We start from the raw sequence: 20,548 nt of genomic DNA on the forward strand, positions 1-20,548 counted from the left end.
TCTTATCTTTTTATTAGCATCTCTTTAAACAATGACTTACAATTTAATAATTCTCTAGGATCCCCACATTCCACAATAATCCCATTCTTCATGACAACAATCCGATCTACTATCATCGCCCTCTCGACATCATGTGTCGTCACAATTCTCGTTACATTCCCCTCTAGCCCTCTAAGCATATTCCAAACCACTTCTTGATTGCTCAGATCTAATCCCGCAGTCGGTTCATCTAGAATAATGAGATTCGGATTTGATACAATCGCTCGCAATAACGCAAGACGCTTTCTCTCTCCTCCCGAAAACTCTTCACCGCTTTTATGTAGTACAGTCTGAATCCCTTTAGATAAACTCCTAATAATTGACTTCGCATTTACAAGTTCAATATTTTTTCTAACTGTTTTTCTAAGACCCCTTCCCCAAAATACATATTCTCTTTTACTGTCGTACGAAAGAAACGAGGTTCTTGCCACACTGTAGTCATACGAGCCCCATTACCATAATAAACAATGCTACCGTTAGATGGTTTATACAAACCCGTTATTAATTTTAAAAGCGTTGTTTTTCCTGCACCACTTTCTCCTACAATAATAACGAGTTCGCCAGGATTAATTTGCAAATGTATATTTTTAATTCTACATCTCTCTTCACCGTTCTCTTGAAATGAAACGTTTGTTAATTTCATTCCCATCGCTCTTTCTACATTTCTGTATTCAGCCGGTATATCTAAAAAGCCAAAAACTCGATTTGCCGAAGCAATAGCAACTTGTGTCATCATCAATAAATCACTCGCATAACGAACGGGGAAAAATAACATCTCAATTGTAGCTAATACCGCCACAAGCGAACCGACTTCCATATCCCCTTTTATTATTTTTTTTGCTCCCACAATAAGAACAACTATATATGCTCCTGTTTCTATTACCGTTCCAACTATCCCAATACAATGTTGTATCATCGTCTTCTTTACTTCTGTTTTATAAGATTGTACCGTCACTCCTTTAAACAAATGAATTGCCCATTTTTCTTTTTGTAAACTACGTAAATCTTGTATACCTTTTACAAACTGTGACATCATCTCTACAACACTTGATTGATTTTTTTGAGCAATACTTGCAATATTTCTTACTTTTTCCCCCATAATCATTGGAACAATTGCACTTAAAAATAAAAACGGGGTTATCCACCATATGAACTGTACATCGATATGTTGTAGAGCTATGAACGCACCAATAAATTGTGCAATGGCGTGGATGTATTCTATTAATATAGATCCATATAACCTTACCCAATTCGGAATATCAGAAACGACTAATGTTTCTAACTCCCCTTGTTTTACCTTCTCACTTTCTTCAAACGGTAATAAGAAAAAATGACGTAATACATCTATACGCTTCTCTCGTAATATTCGCTGACTTACTTTTGAGCTTACATAATCAAATAACAGATTGTTCACCCACATCAAAAAGCGGCTCCCCGCAAACAAAGCAATATATACATACGTACCTTTTAAGTCCCGCTGAATAAGGTTATCTACAATTAGCCCCATAAATAGCGGACGGGATAAATTTAAAATGGCAGCTACTATTCCGCTACAAATCGCACTAATTAGCAATATCTTTTCTTGCAACAGCGGCAACATTATTCTTCTATACTCATTCATTGTCATTCCTCCAATTTTGCATAATAAAAGGAAAGGGATGAAACCAAGTGGTTTCATCCCTTTCCCTCTGTACATAAAGTAAGAAAGCTAACAAATGTTAGCTTCCTTATCATTCATTTCAATTATTTAGTTTGACACTTTAGACTCTTCGATTTTCGAACGAAGAACCATTTGCAAGATACCACCGTGACGGTAGTAGTCAATTTCAACTTCACTATCAAAACGAGCCACTACTTCAAATTGCTTCTCTTTGCCTTCTGCATCGATTGCAACTACTTTTACAAGATCGCGTGGTCTAACCGTTTTGTCAATTTGAATTTCAAATGACTCATCACCAACAAGACCTAATGTTTCAGCACTGTCGCCATCTTTAAATTGTAATGGTAATACGCCCATTAATACTAAGTTACTGCGGTGAATACGCTCGAAGCTTTCTGCGATTACTGCTTTAATACCTAATAAGTTTGTACCTTTCGCAGCCCAGTCACGAGAACTTCCCATACCGTAGTCTTTACCAGCAACAACTAGAAGGCCTGTGCCATCTTCTTTATATTTCATAGCAGCATCATAGATAGATGTTACTTCACCAGTTGGCCAATATGTTGTATATCCGCCTTCTGTTCCTGGTGCGATTTGGTTTTTAATACGGATGTTTGCGAATGTACCACGCATCATAACTTCATGGTTACCACGACGAGAACCGTAAGAGTTAAAGTCAACTGGTTGTACGCCGTTTTCTAGTAAATAACGTCCAGCTGGCGTGTGCTTACCAATTGAACCTGCTGGTGAAATGTGGTCTGTTGTTACAGAATCACCAAATTTACCAACTATGCGTAAACCTGATAACGTTTCAACTTCACCCGGCTCTTTAGATAATCCTTCGAAGAACGGTGGGTTTTGAATGTATGTTGAATCATTATCCCAAGTATATAAAGCTTCATTTGAAGTTTGGATTTCATTCCAGCGTTCATTGCTGTTAAATACTTGTGCATATTCTTTTTTGAACAATTCAGATGTAACAACACTTTGAACTACATCTTCAATTTCTTTAGCTGATGGCCAAATATCATTAAAGTAAACAGCATTACCATTTACATCTTTACCGATTTCATCATTTTTCAAGTCAATATCAACAGTACCTGCAAGTGCATATGCCACAACAAGTGGTGGTGATGCTAAGTAGTTTGCCTTTACAAGTGGGTGAATACGACCTTCAAAGTTACGGTTACCAGATAAAACAGATGTTACTAATAAATCATTTGCTGCGATTGCTTCTTCTAATTCCTCTGCTAATGGACCAGAGTTACCGATACAAGTCGTACAGCCATAACCAACTGTTTGGAAACCTAATTGATCTAAATACGTTGTTAAACCAGACTTATCTAAGTACTCTGTAACAACTTTAGATCCTGGTGCTAACGATGTTTTTACGTAACCAGGTACTTTAAGTCCTTTTTCAATTGCTTTCTTCGCAACTAACCCTGCTCCAATTAACACGTACGGATTTGACGTATTTGTACAGCTTGTAATTGCAGCGATTGCAATTCCACCTGTTTTCATCGTTACTTCTTGATCTTTCAATGTAACTTTCACTTCTTTATCGAACTCTTGCTCATTGAATCCAAGTCCTTGTGTTCCAACTGGTGCTACAACAGCTTTATGGAACTCCTCTTTCATATTTGAAAGTGGGATTAAATCTTGCGGACGTTTCGGTCCAGAAAGATTAGATTCAATTGTATTTAAATCAATTTCAACAAGATCAGTATAGATTGGATCTTTGCTGTCTGCTGTATAGAATAAGCCATTTGCTTTACAATATTCTTCAACAACGCGAATTTGCTCTTCATCTCTACCTGTTAAACGTAAGTATTCTAATGAAATGTCGTCGATTGGGAAGAATCCACAAGTTGCACCGTATTCTGGTGCCATATTTGAAATTGTTGCGCGGTCAGCTAAAGGCATGCTCTTTAGTCCATTACCGAAGAACTCAACAAATTTACCAACTACACCTTTTTGACGTAATACTTGTGTTACTTTTAATGCAACGTCAGTTGCTGTTGTACCACTTGGAAGTGTACCAGTTAATTTCACACCAATTACTTCAGGTACTGGGAAATATGAAGGCTGTCCAAGCATTCCTGCTTCTGCTTCAATACCACCAACGCCCCATCCAAGAACACCGATACCATTAATCATTGTTGTATGTGAGTCTGTTCCAACTAATGAATCTGGGTATGCAACTAAGTCACCTTCAGCATTTTTCACCGCATGAACAACCGGTGCTAAATATTCAAGATTTACTTGGTGTACAATACCTGTTGCTGGTGGAACTGCACGGTAGTTATCAAATGATTTCTGTGCCCAGCTTAAAAATTTATAACGTTCTTCATTACGTTTAAACTCTAAGTCCATGTTGAATGCAAGCGAGTCTGCCGTACCCGCTCTATCAACCTGTACAGAGTGGTCAATTACAAGGTCTACAGTAATTTCAGGATTAATTTTGTCAGGATCCCCACCCATGTCTGCCATTGCTTTACGAAGCGAAGCCAAATCTACAACAGCTGGAACACCTGTGAAGTCTTGTAAGATTACGCGAGATGGTTTAAACGGAACATCGATATCTTGAACATCTTTCGTTCCCCATTTCGCTAAATTTGTAACGTGTTCTTCTGTAATTACGCGTCCGTCTACTTGACGAAGTACAGATTCAAGTAAAACTTTCACGGAATATGGTAATTGAGATACGTTGCCAACCCCTGCGTTTTCAAGCGCTTTCAATTGATAATAATGATACGTCTTTCCATCTAGTTCAAAAGTTGCACGTGATTGAAATGGATTATGTTTGACCATTATGTTTCCCCCCTGTTAAACGTGACTAATTTGTCTGAATATAAAATGTAGACAAACTTTTCAATACCTTACGATAATATCTTATTACAACTTTCTAAATAAGTAAATAATAAGAAACTTATGGATTATAATAAGTTTTCTTTATCTTTCTAAATTTGAATAGTGTCCATGCTCCTTATAAATACTATTATTGTAAAGTAAAGCACTCTACTTTACGTTCATATATGTTATGAACAACTCATGATTCATCTATAAAAAATATTATAGAGGTGAGAAAAAATGGGTAAACGAAAAGCAAATCATACTATTTCAGGAATGAATGCTGCATCCGCACAAGGACAAGGAACTGGTTATAACGAAGAGTTCGCAAATGAACCTTTAACTCCGGCAGAGCGACAAAATAATAAAAAACGAAAAAAGAATCAGTAACGAAAAATCCCAAAAGGTATACCTTTTGGGATTTTCTCTAATGTTTATAACGTAACAACTCCGAAACTGTTACAAATCGATAACCCTGCTTTTTCAGCTCAGGTAAAATTTTTGCTAATGCCGCCACTGTTTGACTACGATCACTTCCTCCATCGTGCAACAGTACAATATCTCCACTTTTAGCATTTTTCACAACATGATTTACTATGGATTCTGTACCTGGATTCGCCCAATCACGAGGGTCTTGATGCCATGACCATAGAACAATTTGATACCCAGCTTTTTTTGCCGTAGTAAATACAGCATCATTAATATATCCACCTGGCGGACGGAACAATAAAGGTTCTTTCACCCATTTTTCAAAATATTTCTTTCCATTTAAAATATCATGTTCTAATTTTTCATCTGATGAATTACTCGCATACAAATGATTCATCGTATGATTTCCGATTTCATGCCCTTCTTTCAACACTTGCTTTACTAAGTACGGATTACGCTGAACTCGAAAGCCAATCATAAAAAAAGTCGCTTCCGCTTTATATTGACGTAATAACTCTAATACTTGCGGTGTATAAGTTGGGTCCGGTCCATCATCAAATGTAATTGCGATAATTTTTTCATTATTTGGTACTTCCCATGTTACATAGCCAGTTGGCTCTAGCTCTTTTCTTAACAACATTTTAGCTTCCACTTTGTCCACTTGAAATATATGTACTGCACAAATTAAAGAAAAAATTGATAGAATAATTTTTCGTTTCAGCATAGTAGCACTAAAAGTAATGAGATTGTTGAATTCACAACAACCTTTTCACTTTTCTATTTGATCTACATTTCGCATAATATTTTGGAGATTACTTTCATATTGCTCAAGTTGTGGACGCTGCGTTTCTGATGCTACTTCAAGTGCATTTTGAATTTGTTCGTACGCCTCTTGCACTTCTTGGCGTAACTCTTTTAAATCATGGCCGTAATTCGGGTCATTTTTCACAATATTATTGAATATATTTTCCGCTTGAACAACCCCTTGCTGCGCGGCCTGAAAAGCCTGTTGCTTATCTTTATGATATGGCATAACACTTTCCCCTTCCTATATGAGTTAGTCCTACTTATCTTTACCCGTTTCTCAAAAAACATTCTCGTATAAATTCGCAAACTTCTCTCATTCTAAATAGGGAGAGGAGGTGTAAAATACAATGGGTAAAAACAATAATCAATCTAATCGTCAAAACGAGAAAAAAGGGCAATCTTCTGGACAGCCCGAACCTTTAAGTGGATCTCACAAAGTTAAAAATCGTAATCATTCACGTCAAAAAAATCATGCACATCATGATATGTAAAGCAAAAGCATTCACACACACTGTATCTTTCACATAAAATGTTTATATTTTTCTATTTGTTCTTCACCTCTATTTCATTCATGCATAACATAGTATGAATTGAGATTTTACGGAGGGTGTCTTTCATGGGCAAGAAAAAGAAGGATTGTCTTTTTCATGTTGATGGTTTCGAAGAATGGATGGATCAATTTTGTTCTGATTCTTGTAGCAACTTTAGTTTTCCAAATCAAATTCATATTGACCTTTGTGAAACAGAACAAGAATACATTTTGGAAACAGATGTACCAAATGCAACTGCACAAAATGTACTCATTAAAAAGATGGAGACAGGCCTAAACATTTGTATACTTTATAAAAACACTTCTTTACAGCGGATTGTTCCTTTACCTACTAATATCATTTATAACAAGATGCTAGCCTGTTTAGAGAATGGATGTTTAGCCATTCATATTTCCAAAAACGAAGTTGCCAATAAACATGAAAAGAAAGTTCTTTTTTCAAATTAAGGATTACTATAAACACAAACATGAGCCCGAGCAACCTTTTAGTTTGCTCGGGCTCATGTTATTTCGCATGTATTTCTATTTTAGAATTTCTAATATATCTTTTTTTCATTAAACCTTTTGTCACTAAAAGAACTGGGAACGCTATGCTTGAAAATATAGCTAATATTAAAAATACTATAAAGCCATTTTGATATCCATAATGATCGAGAAGTATCCCGCCAAACCAAGGACCAATTACTACTCCAATTCCTGAAAATCCCATAGCTCCAAAATATGTCCCTTTCAAATGTGGAACAGCTATCTCATCAATAAATACATCTGTCATTGAAAACATTAATACTTCTCCGAATGTAAAAATAATTGTACATATAGCAGCCCCTAACATAGATTCTACTAGTCCAAATCCAAACAATCCCCCGCTCACAAATAACGTTCCAACCATAATAGATGCTAACGGCGTATACTTTTTACACATTTGAATAACAGGGTATTGAATAACTACTACTGTAATCGCATTTAAAGTTAGCATATATGAGAACAACTTTACTCCATCTTGAAATATATGTGCGTTTGCAAAATATTGAGATAGTGTCGTCGTTAAATGTGAAAAACCACTATTACTCAAAATGATTCCGACTAAAGCAACTAAAAATACTATGTCTTTTCGCAAAATCCGAACCGCACTTAACATTGTGACCGGATTTTCTGTAGCTACTTTCTTTTTATCAAGTGGATATTTCTTAAATTGAAACGCTAATATAACTGTATATAAAATGTACACTCCAGCGGCTACTAAAAAAGGAATCGTTGATTTTGCACTTCCAATCTGTAATCCAACAAGTGGACCCATCGCTACTCCAACATTTATTGCACCGTAACGCAAATTATATACGAGTAAACGATACTCTGGTTTCGTTAAATCTGATAATAAAGCTCTTGATGTCGGTTCAAAAAAAGAACGACATAAGCCATTCAAAGCGTTTAATAGAAAGAAACTCAAAACATGCTCTGCAACTGAAAATCCTATAAATACAAACACCCAAACAATCATGGACCATATTATAATCATCTTTCGACCAAATCGATCAGATAAATTGCCCCCAATAAAACTAGCAAATACTCCAACAAGCGCACTCGTTCCAATGATAGCACCGGTCATTCCAGCCGATACGTCTTTAACAGTCGTTAAATAAATCGCTAAAAAAGGAATGCTCATTGAAGTTGCAAACCTAGCAAATAATGTCCCTATAATGATACTCATTCCAAGTGGATGAATATTTTGTAACTTCCCCTTCATCTTTAAACCTACTCTCCCTTTTCCTACATAAAAAAAGAAAGCAAAGGATCTGCTTTCTTTTTCCTTTTTCTATACTTGAGATGTTTATACCCGAGCTGTTCTCGTTATTTCCATATCAATTCCATATGTAAACTGTAGTTCTTTACAAACATCTTTAATCAAAATAGCTACGTTATACTTTTCATTAAATTCTAAAACAATGCTTTCTACTTCTTCATATGTATACTTATATTCGCCAGTAATTACACTTTTTAAATCAAAGCATTCATTAATACAAAGCTGGACGAGTAATTGTTCATACTTCTCTATCACATCTTCTTTTTTCCAAAGTAACTCCTTTACATATAACCGATCAAATTTCACACTTTCTCGATTACAATCCGTTAAAATCCGGGTCATCTCATTTAATTCTCGATATAATTCGGAAATATTTCTGCTTAAACTAAGCAATTTATCTACGCCGTTTTCATATGGCATTTTCATTCCCCCCCGCATTTTCTTCTTATTATAGCAAGAAAATTCTAAAAAAAGTTTCTTTCTTCTGAAATATTAGGAAACTAATTTCAATTGCTTTACAATGAAACTAGCTAACACGAAAGGGGAAAGAAAATTGGAGAAAAAATTATATTACATCGATGCTTATCAGCAAACCTTTACAACTAAAGTTATAAAACAAGAGCATGATACAGAAGGAAACTTATATGTTGTCTTAAATGAAACTGCATTTTATCCAGCAGGCGGCGGGCAACCACACGACACTGGAACCTTAAATGGTATTCCGGTAAGTAACGTTCAAGAAGTAAATGGAGAAATTCGTCATTTTATAATAGAACAATTACATACAGAAGAAGTAGAGGGTAAAATAGATTGGGAGCGCCGTTTTGATCATATGCAGCAACATACAGCTCAGCACATTTTATCTGCTGCTTTTTGGGATCATTTTAACATACCGACGATCGGATTCCATCTTGGAAAAGAAACTATAACCATTGATTTAGAAACTGCTAACCTTTCTACAGAAACTGTTGAGAAGGCCGCACAAATTGCTAATCAAATTGTTTTTGAAAACCACCCTATTCGTATTAAATGGATGAACTTAGAAGAGGCCAAAGCATTACCCCTTCGCAAAGAACCGACTATGACAGAAAATATACGGGTTGTTATCATCGAAAACTATGACTACAACGGTTGTGGTGGAACACACCCGAAACATACAGGTGAAGTAGGCCCTATTCAAGTACTAGGATGGGAGCGCAATAAAGGTGGTATACGCTTAACATTTATTGCTGGTTGGCGTTCTCTTAAATTAATGGGACAACATCAACAAATATTAACAGATGTTTCTAAGCAATTGAACAGTAGCGAAACTGATATTCCAGTAAAAGTGGCACAACTTCTTACCTCCCAAAAAGAAAACGAAAAGGCAGTACAAGCAATGAATGAAAAACTATTATTTGTAGAAGCAAATGAACTACTGCAACTGCCTTTAGAAATACACGGTGGAATACTTATTTCTAAAGTATTTACAAACCGCCCTATGCAAGAAATTGCAAAACTGTCTGCTATTATTACGGAACAACAAGAACACGCAATTACATATTTCGTTATTGAAAATGAGGACAAATTACAATGTATTCTCGCTTGTGGTAAAGCAGTGACACTCGATATGAATACACTTTTAAAAGATGCCCTCCCTTCTATTGAAGGAAAAGGTGGCGGAAATAAAAAGAATGCTCGCGGCGGTGGAAAAGCAATTATGAGTGGGGATGAGTTTTTAAATCAACTTGTTTCTTCTTTACAGTCAGCAGTGTAGATTATTTTATGAAGTGGATGTCATTGAACTGTGTGACATCCACTTCTCTTTTCTGCTTCGTGCACAGTAGTACAGTAAATGAAATTATATGAACGATTCTATAAGAAATATCGATTTTCCAACAAAATACGACAATAAACACAACTTATAGAGTAAGAGGAGGCTGTTCTAAAATAACAGCCTCCTCTTATGTTTACAAACCAATATTTTATTTTAACCCTTGATAACTTCCTACGTTCAAGAACTTTTCAGATGCAAGTTTAATGAACTTCTCAGAAAAACCATATCTACTCAATTCTTCTATCGCTACCATTTGTACATCATGAATTGGATTAAGATCAAATTCATTAGACGGAAGCTTGATTTCACCTGCAATCCTTTCAAGCAGAAATGTAATATGCAATAAAGATGGGATAGCATCTGGTTTATCACAAACATAGAGTAGTCTCTTAATCTTAACTTCTAATCCGGTTTCTTCTCTCATTTCTCGAATCATCGCTTCTTCTAACGTTTCACCATTCTCTACTCTTCCTCCAGGTAAAGACCAATTCCGATTAGCGACTCTTTGTTTTACTAACAATACTTTTTCATCTTCAATTAAAATTCCAGTAACACGAACTTGCATTACATTTTCCATATGTAATCTCCTCTTCCCATTAAATTTATAAATTAATCCTTCCACAAAAAGAACGTATGTTTTATAATTAAAGAAAATTATGGAAGAAAGAAGTTGTTATATGCATGCGCCCACCTTTAACAAAGTCTATATCTCTTGAAGATTTCCAAAACTATTATTGGTTAAAAGCAGAACTCCAAACATTTTGTCGTAAGCATGATTTACCAGCTAGTGGCTCTAAGATTGAAATAAGCGGGCGTATCTCACATTATTTAACTACGGGTAAAGTATTAAAAAACAGTTCTCATCAAAAAGTGAGTAAAGCTTCCCTCTCTTATAAAGATCTTTCTCTTCAAACAATTATTACTGAAAATCACCGCTGTAGTGAAGATGTGCGTGCTTTTTTCAAAGAAAAAATTGGAGCAAACTTTCGCTTTACAGTAGCTCTTCAAAAGTTTTTTAAAGAGAATATTGGAAAAACATATGAAGACGCGATAACGTTTTGGTACGAAGAAAACGAACGTAAAAAAGAACCATCCTATAAAACAACTATCGGTACACAGTTTGAATACAATCGCTTTACTCGCGACTTTTTCGAAGACCCAAATAACAAAGGAAAATCAAAAGCTGATGCTATCGCTGCTTGGAACAAAATAAAAGCAAAGCCTGGTAACAACGCCTATATTCCTGAAAAAATAGAAAACTAGTTATCTTGCTAGTTTTCTACTTTCTCAAATAATAGAGCAAGCCCTATCCCTCCCCCCATTCCTAATGTAGCAATTCCATATTTCATATACTCTCTTTTAGCCTGATAAAACAAGCGCGTTACAAGCATAGCTCCAGACGCACCGTACGGATGACCAAGTGCTATTGCACCACCATTTACATTTAACTTTTCATACGGAATTTGTAACGTTTGCGCACATGCAACAACTTTAGCGGCGAACGCTTCATTCATCTCAATACAATCAATATCTTCTATTACTAAATTTATTTCTCTAAGTAGTTTTTGTACGGCAAATATCGGACCAGTTCCTGGAAGATTTGGGTCAACTCCAACTACAGCACTATGAACGAAACGAAGAACTGGCTTGTACCCTAATTTCCGAGCTTGCCCCTCTTCCATTACAAGAACAGCACATGCCCCGTCATTTACACCACACGAATTCCCTGCTGTTACCGTTCCATTTTGTAAAAATACAGGTTTCGTTCTCTTAATCATTCTTTCATAATTCATTTCTCGCTTTATAGATTCATCTAATAATCCATTAAAATAATGAGGTAATATCTCTTCTTGTATATATCCTTTTTCTAATGCTTGCAGCGTTCTTTTATAGCTAAGACAAGCATATTCATCTTGCATCTCTTTTGTTATGTTATATTGCTCTGCAACATACTCAGCTGCCACTCCCATATCAGGATCCCCAATTGTTTCAGGCGAAAACCGCGCTCTATTTTGAAAAGGTGACGTACTTGTACTCTCTACGCCCCCAGCAATATAACAATTACCTGCATCCCCTTGAATAAAATGACACGCAGTACGAATTGCTTCCAATCCAGCGCCGCATTGCCGGTCAATCGTTACACCAGGTATATGATAACCAAGCCCAGCTTCTAAAGCAGATAATCTTGCAACATTACCTCCCGGTCCAACAACATTCCCTAATATAACATCGTCTATTTCTCTCTCAATTCCTTTACTTAAAAACGTAAGAAGTGGTGCTGCTAATTGCTGAACTTCATAATCTTTCAACATCCCGTTTTTTTTACCAATAGGTGTTCTTTTCGCTTCTACAATAACCGCCCTATTCATATATCTTCTCCCGGTTTTCAATCATACTTTTTGCTGCATTGCGAGCTATTTTCCCGCTATTTGTATAAGGTATTTCATCAACAAAGTACCATTCTTTCGGTATTTTAAAAGATGATAATCGTTGTAAGCAAAAACTCTTTAATTGTTGCTTTGTAGCACTTCCTTTTACGATAGCGACAGGCTTTTCACCCCAGTAACTATCTTTTATACCGACAACAACAATTTCTTCAACAGCTGGATGCGTATATAACACACTTTCTATCTCTTCTGGGTAAATATTGATTCCTCCAAATAAAATCATATTCTTCTCTCTACCAACAATATATATAAAGCCTTCTTCATCTTGGTAGCCCACATCCTGCACTGTCATCCAGCCACCTTCGGACAATTGCGGGATTATAGCTCCATCCGATACATAGCCCATAAAAAACTGATCACTTTTCACATACACAGTTCCTACCTCACCTGTCTGTACTTCTTCTCCTGCTTCATTACATATTCGAACTTGTACATTATGACAAGGTTTCCCTACTGAATTCGGTTTTCTTTCACTCTCTTCATCAACCAATGCCGTTACAAAGCTTAGCTCAGACGCACCATAAAACTCATATCTTTTTGCATAAGGAAGCACATTCTTCATCTTCTCTTTTGCTTCAGCTTCCCATTTCGCTCCTGACGAAATAATTTTCATTTCACTTTCAATTACTTTATTTTCTTTATACAAGGACTCAAGCATTGTAGGAACTGTATACATTACAGAAATATTCTCTATCTTTATACTAGATAGCACTTGAACTGGTACAAACTTTCTCATTATGTGTACCGTTTGTCCTAGAAATAATGCACTTATTGCCCCGTATAAGAAAAGAGAATGCACAAGCGTCCCAGCTATTAAAATAGAATCTTCCTTTTTCATATAAAAATCATATACATTACAATCAAAACTATGTACCCACGACTGTTGAGCACGTAAAAACGCTTTTGCTTTTCCAGTCGATCCTGATGTAAATCCCATATAAAAAGGAGCGTTTTGTACATTTTCTACAGAATGATATGCAGGAAGATAGTTCTCAATCATTTCTTTCCATTCTTCAATCTCAATAATCCTCCCTTCTTCGCACGATATATCACTAAGCCTATACTGCTCCGCCACAATAACATCCGGTTTACTAATCACTAGTCTGTCTTTAAGCTCATCTCGTTTCCATTTTATATCTAGCGGCACACAAACCCATCCAGCCATTGCGGAACCTGCAAATATTTGTAAAAATTCCATACTATTCTCTAATAAAATTGCTATCGTTTTATTCTGCGATTCTTTTTCATTCAACCAGTTTGCTACTTTACAAACTGACTCAAACCATTCTTTATATGTTAAAACTCGATCATTTTCCTTTAGCGCTATTTTATTTGGTTGTAAAGAGGCATGTTTTTTATATTCTTTCGTAATTCCCATGTGAGATGTCCTTTCTCTACAAAATAATAAAAAGAAACACGCAATGAACGTGTTTCTTCTCTTTCTTATCTCGCATTTGTATATTTCCCACTCTTTAGAGCAGGCGTAATAATATGTTTCAATGAGCGATGTAATCTTGTCACAAGAATTGCTGCTATAATTGCTTTTATGCAATCCCCCGGTAAGAACACAGCACTTACTTTCATCGTTTCCCATACGGAAACCCCCATTAAGAAAGCTTGTACAGTAATACCAAATACATAAACTACGAAAATACCACCAATTATATTAATGCATAGTACTTTTATAATAGAAACTTCACGTAAACGCTCAATTAAATATCCAATGACAAATGCTCCAACGATATAACCAAGTAAATATCCTGCACTTGGTCCAACAAATACACTTGGCCCCCCGCGTCCACCAGCAAGTAATGGTGCTCCAACTCCAACTATAAGTAAGAAAATAAGCTGACTTAACGCACCGAGACGTGAGCCTAACAACCCACCAGCAAGCATAACACCGAGTGATTGTAATGTAATTGGAACTGGTGTAATAGCAAGAGCAATTGGAGGTATTAACCCTAACACTCCCATAATAGAACTAAATAAAGCGACGAAAACTAAGTTTTTTGTATTCATATTTGCTTCTCCTATTTGTAAACTTGAAATGGATTTTAGATAACATATTATAGGAGTTATATTATCTTTCCCTTCGACGTTTGTCAACCATAATTAAAAATAAGTTTACAAATAAAAGTTTGGTTATTTCTCTTTATGCAAATGCTCAAGTTCTTTTCGAAGCGCCTGCTTTAAAAACTTCCCAACAGATGTTTTCGGAATTTCCTCCATAAATACAATATCGTCCGGTAACCACCATTTAGCAAACTGCGGTTTTAAAAACTCATATATTTCTTCTTTTGTAACCGTACTATTTTTCTTTTGAACAACGCAGGCGACTGGGCGTTCTTGCCACTGCGGATGAGGAATTGCAACGACAGCCGCTTCAAATATAGCATCATGTGCCATTAAAGCATTTTCAAGATCCACTGAAGAAATCCATTCTCCTCCGCTTTTAATAACATCTTTCGTACGATCAACAATTTTCACGCAGCCTTCCTCATCAACCGTAACGACATCTCCTGTATATAACCAACCATCACGAAAACCTTCGACAGTACGATCATCGTTATAATAGCTTTCAGCGATCCAAGGTGCTCGTAAACATAACTCTCCCATCTCAGTACCATCCCACTTCACTTCACCGTTTGTACCGACTACTTTCATCTCTACACCAGGGACAAGATATCCTTGTTTTGAGCGGATTTCTAATTGCTCTTCATATGATAATTCTGTTTCATAACTTTTTAAACGTGCAAGTGTTACGAGTGGGCTTGTTTCAGTCATACCATATGCATGTACGAAAGGAACATTATATTTTTGCTCAAATGCTTTAATAACGCTTTTCGGTGCAGCAGCACCACCGCATAATATTCTCGTTATACTAGATAAATCGTAACTATTATTTTCTAACTCTTGTAATACACCTAGCCAAATTGTCGGCACACCTGCTGCTATCGTTACTTTTTCAGTTTGAATCATCTCTAATAAAATTTTCGGAGTAAACATTGGTCCTGGCAGAACTTGTTTAGTTCCAAACCAAGTAGCTGCAAAAGGAAGCCCCCAAGCATTCACATGGAACATCGGTACAATTGCCATAGCCGCATCACTTTCCGATAAAGCAGCTGTATCGGCTAAACCGAGTGCCATACAATGCAAAACCGTACTACGATGCGTATAAACAACACCTTTTGGATTCCCTGTAGTCGCTGACGTATAACACATACCAGCAGGTGTATTTTCATCAATATCTTTTACAAATTGGAAATTGGGATCGCCTTCTTCTAATAGCTTTTCATAATGATATACAGGCTCCAGTGTAGTTTTTGGAAGTTCGTCTTTATCAGTCATAATAATGTAGGCTTGTACAGTTGATAATTGTGATTGAATATTTTCAACAAGTGGTACGAGATCTTCATCAATGAGTAAAATGCGATCTTCTGCGTGCTGAATAATGTATGAAATATGTTGAGGAGATAAACGAATATTAATTGTGTGTAAAACGGAAGCAATACCTGGAATAGCAAAATACGCCTCCACATGTCGATGATGATTCCACGCTAACGTTCCTATACGCTCGCCTTCTTTAATTCCTAATTTTTTTAGCGCACTTGAAAGTCTTCTCGTCCTTTCACCTAACTGCTTATACGTTAACGTCGTAACTGTATCATGTGTCCGTGAAACAATTTCTTTCTTCGAAAACAGTTTCTCTGCTCTTTCCATCATAGAACTAATTGTTAGCGGTACATTCATCATCATATTGTTTATAGCCTCCCTTTAAAGCGTTTTCATTTCTGTATATTATAACAGACTTCTACAAATAATTACGATATTTTTCTGTATTTTCTGAATTATTTCTTTGGAAATAATTCTAATAAATAAAAACCATGTTTTGAATACATACGATACAAAACATGGTTCTCTCCTATTTAAAAACTATCTACCTTTTTTCTTACTTTCTTTTTTAATTTAAAAATGACACGATTACTATATTCTTTATTTTCTACTAAAATCCGATACGTCTCTAACACTCCTAAAACACGAACAAAAAGATAAAACCCGATAGCAATAAGTACAACACAATAAGGATAATACTGCACGAGCTCTCCTGAAGTAATTCGTTTTTTCTCAAATAAAAATGGTATCGTTCCTGCTGCTATGAAACAAAGTCCAACAATTACTACTGCAGCATACTTCTTTTTAATAGTCGCATATCTTTTTGTCAATTCTTTTAAAAAGTTTGGATCAAATAGTAATTCTTCTTTTTTTAATACATTGTATCGACTCTCTTCTATAGTTACAGGTACCATCATTGCTCCAATTCCAAGGACAGCAATGATAATGACAAGGAATGTAGACATTGTTGCATTTTCTTTAAATAATAAATACGGTATTGTAGATAAAATAAGCAAGCTAAATCCTAATGCGATATATTTAGAAATTTTTTGCCCATACACTATATACCCTTCCGCCATTTCCTTACTTACATAATAACCATTTTCCTTTTCATTACTTTGCTCAGCAGTTTCTTTTAATAAGTAATCAAGAGATACTTCAAATACATTTCCAATCATTATTAGTTTTTCGGTTTCAGGAAAACCTTGACCATTTTCCCATTTACTAACCGCTTGTCTTGTTGTGTTTAATTTCTCAGCTAACGCTTCTTGAGAAAGGCCTTTTTCCTTTCTTAATTTAAAAAGCTTCTCACCAAATTCCATATGTGTGTCCCCCTTTGTTTTCTTAACTAAATTGTAGGTAAACATTGCTCTTATCTCTATCTTCCTGTGGTTGCACTTTGTCAACTTACGGTTGCGATTGTGTTATATAGCGGTTTTAAATACGATTTAGCTGTTTTTCTTCTATAATTATGGCGTTAATAAAATAATTACTCTCAATGACCAATTATAACAATTAAAGGGAATTATTGTTATAAAAAAACAAAAAAACTCCTTTATTCATTTAAAGGAGTTTTCGTTATGAACCATTCTAAGATGACTACTTTTTCTTCTATATATTTTTCTGTGTCATGTAATGAATGATGAGTATCTCATACAGTATATTTTTTATCTCTTTTTTTAAGGCGTACTCATATATATGTAAAATGTCACTTATATTAAATTAACTTAATGTAAGATCTTTCGTATACGACGTTTTATATTACCACTTCTTAACAATCATAACGGCTTCTGCTTAAACTTTTCATAATTCCGTACTTTTAATGAAAGGATATTCCCGCAATCTGTACAAATATAAGCATCCACTGGTGAAGATGTGAACATCGTTTCCTTTTTCCGTATTTGTGCATAACCGATAAACTCACCTTCTCCTATGTTTTGAGAACCGCAATGAGAGCATGTCTGCACGTCTTTCTGTTTCATGAGAGCACCACCTTTAATCTGTTTCCACTCCCTTCGACAGTTCGCTTCCATTTCCCTTCCAAAAAACCTCTTATTCTCTTACATTTCAACAGGAATCTCAGAAGAAAAATCGTATATGTACTATGAACTATATTAATTGACGGAGGAATCGTATGAGTACAATTATGACAGTCAATACAGCACAAGAAATTGAAAACGCAGAAATACATATGCTTTCTTCTAGATTAGAGGCACTACAAACAATAAGCGGCAACCCAATGCAAGTACAAATGAAAAAGTTCGGGAGTGCCACTGCCTTTTCATCAAAAATAATTGCTGGTCCTGCTTTTAACACAGTAAAAGGCGTTACCTTTACAAAAAATGGTGTTCGTCAAAATAATGAAATTCTTTACAATAAACCAGGATGGCATTTTTTCATAGCCGAAGTTCAAAACACTCCTGCTAGTATAGGGGTACTTTATATAAATAAAGGTGTTGCTTCATTAGCTGCTTCTGCTACTTTGCCAGAATTTCAACGTAAAGGTTGTCATACCTTATTAATTCAAAAACGAATTGAGACCGCTGTTGCATCCAATTGTAATTTAATAGTTGGACAAGCAAGATTCGGTAGCGGCAGTCAAAATAATATGGAACGTGCCCATATGAAAATTGCTTATACAAAATCAATATGGACTGCGAAAGACATATAATTAACTTTCTTTTTCTTTCTATTACGAATGTATACATTTTATGACAATTACCTTTCTATCCTGTTACTCATTTGAATATTCAAACTAAATTTGTTACGCTATTACTAGATACATCATTCAACTTGCAATATGAAAAGAGAATTCTAATCAAAATACAAGGAGGAGAAATGTATGACAAAGCATGATCATGGTTTAAAAGAAAAAGTAGAAGGTGCCATTGATAAGGTAAAAGGTGAAGTAAAAGAAGCTGTCGGGAAAGTAACTGACAATAAAAAATTACAAGCCGAGGGAAAATGGGATAAGGTGAAAGGCACTGCTAAAGATACGGTTGGTAATATAAAAGAAAAAGCACATGAATATAAGGAACATAAATAATAAAAAAACACGTTAGATGCATTTTCATCTAGCGTGTTTTTTATTTCAGTTTATATACATAATTAACCAAATATCACACGGTATATTTTTATTTCTCTATACTCTTTGTAAGTGGTTCTTTAAATGCATTTCTATTCCATACAGCAAAAACAATAAGAGAAATAATAAAGAATACAACAAGACATATACCCAAATAATCAAAATTAACTACCTGAATGAGATTCCAAAACGGTCCCTGTAAATTATAGCTTTCAATAAGTAAAGATAATAGTTGATAACCCCCTATTAAAAAAGCCGTTATAACAGATATTGAGGTAATTAATACGTTATATGAATTTCTAATTCGACTATTTTCCATTGCCCACTTATAATTCGTATTCATGAATGTACTATCTAATGTATCCATCAACGACATTCCTGCAGCAAACAAAATGGGAAAAGCAAATATACTTACAAGCGGGATAGATTGACTTGTTGCAGTTACTGTAGAAAGAGCAATTAATCCGATTTCACTTGCTGTATCAAAACCAAGCCCAAATAAAAAACCGATCATATACAATTGCTTTTGACTATCAATAAACCTAAATAAGCGCTGCGTGAAACGATATATAAATCCTAAGTTTTCTGGTTGCTTATCCTCTTGGCTTCGTAACACTTTAATAAGGTACAACAGATTGGTAAGCCCAATAATAATAAGAAATGTACTAGAAACAATTGTGCCGATAATACCGCCTATAGTAGAAAAACTCTCCATTCCATGTTTTGCTGTTTTTCCAATTAAAGCAATTAATACGATCATCACAAATACTACAGTAGAGTGTCCTAATGAGAAGTAAAACCCCACCCCCTGTGAGTTTTTACCTTTTTCAATTAATTTCCGAACAGTATTATCAATTGCGACAATATGATCACTATCAAACGCATGACGCAATCCTAAAGAATATGCAATAATAGCCATTCCAATTATGCTATTGCCTTTATACAGTGCAGGTAATAATAAGAGAATTCCAAGCACATGAAGAAATATAATAATAACAAAAAAATTAGTTGCTTTTTTCAGTTCACTTTTCCACATAGTTACTAACCCTTTCTACTTTAGATTGAATACTCTTGAAAAAGAAAAGTGCCATAATAAAAACTACAATCGTTATAATAGTCACTAAAATAATTACAAAATCATTTAACATGCCTGTATGATTTGTAAGTGTTAACAGGGCTGGTATCGTTGCAGTAATCCAAGATTCAATGAAGCAAACAATCCCTACATAAATATGAATCTTCTTTTTCAACCCATCTTGCAAGAAAAATAAAAACCAAAGGAACGCCCAAAAGAACCAAATTATTGTACTTTGTAGACTTCCACTCTCATGTAATTGATTCGCTATTCCCATAACCGTTGCAATAATAGCAACCCAAAGAGAATAGTAGCCTACACCTGAAGAATCAAGTTCTAATATATTCGTAAGGCCAACATATAAATAAGTAAAACCAAATAAAAAAATGGTTCCATTAGATAGGATAGTCCACTCATTAGATTGACTTCCTGTAAATAATAAATATAGTGGTGTCAAAGTTTGTAATGCCCCTACAAATAAATTGAAGTACCCTACACTTTTGCTATCAATGAGTTTAAAAGCTGCTAGTGCATTCATAAATAGAACTGCACCGACAAATAATAATCCCACATTAGTCATAGTATCCCCTTCTCCT

The 20,548-nt window shown here is 35.2% G+C and carries 21 protein-coding genes and 1 pseudogene; 7 read left to right on the plus strand and 15 right to left on the minus strand.

The window, feature by feature from the left end; all coding sequences use genetic code 11:
* Positions 1-2 precede the first annotated feature (2 nt).
* Both AC1DKZ_RS14495 and acnA read right to left on the minus strand, forming a co-directional pair.
* Positions 3-1,717 (minus strand): annotated as a pseudogene (locus AC1DKZ_RS14495) (ABC transporter ATP-binding protein).
* 69 nt (positions 1,718-1,786) lie between these two features.
* Positions 1,787-4,510 carry an aconitate hydratase AcnA gene (gene acnA / locus AC1DKZ_RS14500; protein ID WP_002014285.1) on the minus strand — a complete coding sequence of 908 codons (2,724 nt, stop codon included), beginning with the start codon at positions 4,508-4,510 and terminating at the stop codon, positions 1,787-1,789.
* A gap of 279 nt (positions 4,511-4,789) precedes the next feature.
* Between acnA and sspO the strand changes: the two genes are divergently transcribed.
* Positions 4,790-4,939, plus strand: a complete 150-nt coding sequence (gene sspO, locus AC1DKZ_RS14505) for an acid-soluble spore protein SspO (RefSeq protein ID WP_000518057.1) — start codon at positions 4,790-4,792, stop codon at positions 4,937-4,939.
* Between the two features lie 37 nt (positions 4,940-4,976).
* On the opposite strand, the gene pdaB is transcribed toward sspO, so the two are convergent.
* The gene (gene pdaB, locus AC1DKZ_RS14510; protein WP_002066634.1) at positions 4,977-5,702 is read right to left on the minus strand and encodes a polysaccharide deacetylase family sporulation protein PdaB; all 726 of its coding nucleotides are present in this window, start codon (positions 5,700-5,702) and stop codon (positions 4,977-4,979) included.
* A gap of 45 nt (positions 5,703-5,747) precedes the next feature.
* Positions 5,748-6,011 (minus strand): hypothetical protein, encoded by a 264-nt coding sequence (locus AC1DKZ_RS14515; protein ID WP_002014282.1) that lies wholly within the window; start codon positions 6,009-6,011, stop codon positions 5,748-5,750.
* A gap of 121 nt (positions 6,012-6,132) precedes the next feature.
* On the opposite strand from AC1DKZ_RS14515, the gene AC1DKZ_RS14520 reads away from it, so the two are divergent.
* Positions 6,133-6,276, plus strand: a complete 144-nt coding sequence (locus tag AC1DKZ_RS14520) for a small acid-soluble spore protein P (RefSeq protein WP_002014281.1) — start codon at positions 6,133-6,135, stop codon at positions 6,274-6,276.
* A gap of 125 nt (positions 6,277-6,401) precedes the next feature.
* Positions 6,402-6,782, plus strand: coding sequence for an Hsp20/alpha crystallin family protein (locus AC1DKZ_RS14525; RefSeq protein WP_002014278.1), 381 nt, complete (start codon positions 6,402-6,404; stop codon positions 6,780-6,782).
* A gap of 58 nt (positions 6,783-6,840) precedes the next feature.
* On the opposite strand, the gene AC1DKZ_RS14530 is transcribed toward AC1DKZ_RS14525, so the two are convergent.
* Both AC1DKZ_RS14530 and AC1DKZ_RS14535 read right to left on the minus strand, forming a co-directional pair.
* Positions 6,841-8,079, minus strand: coding sequence for an MDR family MFS transporter (locus tag AC1DKZ_RS14530; RefSeq protein WP_002014277.1), 1,239 nt, complete (start codon positions 8,077-8,079; stop codon positions 6,841-6,843).
* Positions 8,080-8,163: 84 nt separating this feature from the next.
* A complete protein-coding gene (locus tag AC1DKZ_RS14535; RefSeq protein ID WP_002137716.1) occupies positions 8,164-8,556 on the minus strand; it encodes a hypothetical protein in 393 nt (130 codons plus the stop codon).
* A 133-nt stretch (positions 8,557-8,689) separates the two neighbouring features.
* On the opposite strand from AC1DKZ_RS14535, the gene AC1DKZ_RS14540 reads away from it, so the two are divergent.
* Positions 8,690-9,892: an alanyl-tRNA editing protein gene (locus AC1DKZ_RS14540; RefSeq protein ID WP_476996508.1), complete on the plus strand. Its 1,203-nt coding sequence runs from the start codon at positions 8,690-8,692 to the stop codon at positions 9,890-9,892.
* 208 nt (positions 9,893-10,100) lie between these two features.
* On the opposite strand, the gene AC1DKZ_RS14545 is transcribed toward AC1DKZ_RS14540, so the two are convergent.
* Positions 10,101-10,529, minus strand: coding sequence for an NUDIX hydrolase (locus AC1DKZ_RS14545; protein ID WP_476996509.1), 429 nt, complete (start codon positions 10,527-10,529; stop codon positions 10,101-10,103).
* Between the two features lie 104 nt (positions 10,530-10,633).
* On the opposite strand from AC1DKZ_RS14545, the gene AC1DKZ_RS14550 reads away from it, so the two are divergent.
* Positions 10,634-11,215, plus strand: a complete 582-nt coding sequence (locus AC1DKZ_RS14550) for a DUF6434 domain-containing protein (protein WP_002137719.1) — start codon at positions 10,634-10,636, stop codon at positions 11,213-11,215.
* Positions 11,216-11,223: 8 nt separating this feature from the next.
* Here the strand turns inward: AC1DKZ_RS14550 and AC1DKZ_RS14555 are convergent, their stop codons facing one another.
* The 6 genes from AC1DKZ_RS14555 to AC1DKZ_RS14580 all read right to left on the minus strand — a co-directional run bounded on the left by AC1DKZ_RS14555 (position 11,224) and on the right by AC1DKZ_RS14580 (position 17,774).
* On the minus strand, positions 11,224-12,321 hold the full coding sequence (locus AC1DKZ_RS14555; RefSeq protein ID WP_476996510.1) for an acetyl-CoA C-acyltransferase: 1,098 nt from the start codon (positions 12,319-12,321) through the stop codon (positions 11,224-11,226).
* Positions 12,314-13,777: an acyl-CoA synthetase gene (locus tag AC1DKZ_RS14560; protein ID WP_476996511.1), complete on the minus strand. Its 1,464-nt coding sequence runs from the start codon at positions 13,775-13,777 to the stop codon at positions 12,314-12,316. The genes AC1DKZ_RS14555 and AC1DKZ_RS14560 overlap by 8 nt, the downstream gene beginning before the upstream one ends.
* 65 nt (positions 13,778-13,842) lie before the next feature.
* Entirely contained in the window at positions 13,843-14,418 is a 576-nt protein-coding gene (locus tag AC1DKZ_RS14565) for a biotin transporter BioY (protein ID WP_476996512.1), read from the minus strand.
* Positions 14,419-14,541: 123 nt separating this feature from the next.
* Positions 14,542-16,155, minus strand: a complete 1,614-nt coding sequence (locus AC1DKZ_RS14570) for a long-chain fatty acid--CoA ligase (protein ID WP_476996513.1) — start codon at positions 16,153-16,155, stop codon at positions 14,542-14,544.
* A gap of 170 nt (positions 16,156-16,325) precedes the next feature.
* Entirely contained in the window at positions 16,326-17,114 is a 789-nt protein-coding gene (locus AC1DKZ_RS14575) for a helix-turn-helix domain-containing protein (protein WP_476996514.1), read from the minus strand.
* Positions 17,115-17,570: 456 nt separating this feature from the next.
* Positions 17,571-17,774, minus strand: a complete 204-nt coding sequence (locus tag AC1DKZ_RS14580) for a hypothetical protein (protein WP_012261408.1) — start codon at positions 17,772-17,774, stop codon at positions 17,571-17,573.
* Positions 17,775-17,926: 152 nt separating this feature from the next.
* Between AC1DKZ_RS14580 and AC1DKZ_RS14585 the strand changes: the two genes are divergently transcribed.
* Positions 17,927-18,463, plus strand: coding sequence for a GNAT family N-acetyltransferase (locus AC1DKZ_RS14585; RefSeq protein ID WP_219303306.1), 537 nt, complete (start codon positions 17,927-17,929; stop codon positions 18,461-18,463).
* Between the two features lie 171 nt (positions 18,464-18,634).
* Entirely contained in the window at positions 18,635-18,838 is a 204-nt protein-coding gene (locus AC1DKZ_RS14590) for a CsbD family protein (protein ID WP_476996515.1), read from the plus strand.
* 88 nt (positions 18,839-18,926) lie between these two features.
* On the opposite strand, the gene AC1DKZ_RS14595 is transcribed toward AC1DKZ_RS14590, so the two are convergent.
* Both AC1DKZ_RS14595 and AC1DKZ_RS14600 read right to left on the minus strand, forming a co-directional pair.
* A complete protein-coding gene (locus AC1DKZ_RS14595; protein ID WP_002128522.1) occupies positions 18,927-19,913 on the minus strand; it encodes a HoxN/HupN/NixA family nickel/cobalt transporter in 987 nt (328 codons plus the stop codon).
* Positions 19,900-20,532, minus strand: a complete 633-nt coding sequence (locus tag AC1DKZ_RS14600; RefSeq protein WP_002087808.1) for an AmiS/UreI family transporter — start codon at positions 20,530-20,532, stop codon at positions 19,900-19,902. Before AC1DKZ_RS14600 ends, AC1DKZ_RS14595 begins: the two co-directional genes overlap by 14 nt.
* Between the last annotated feature and the right edge of the window lie 16 nt (positions 20,533-20,548).

The sequence above is a fragment of the Bacillus sp. 05T21 genome (genome assembly GCF_056396785.1).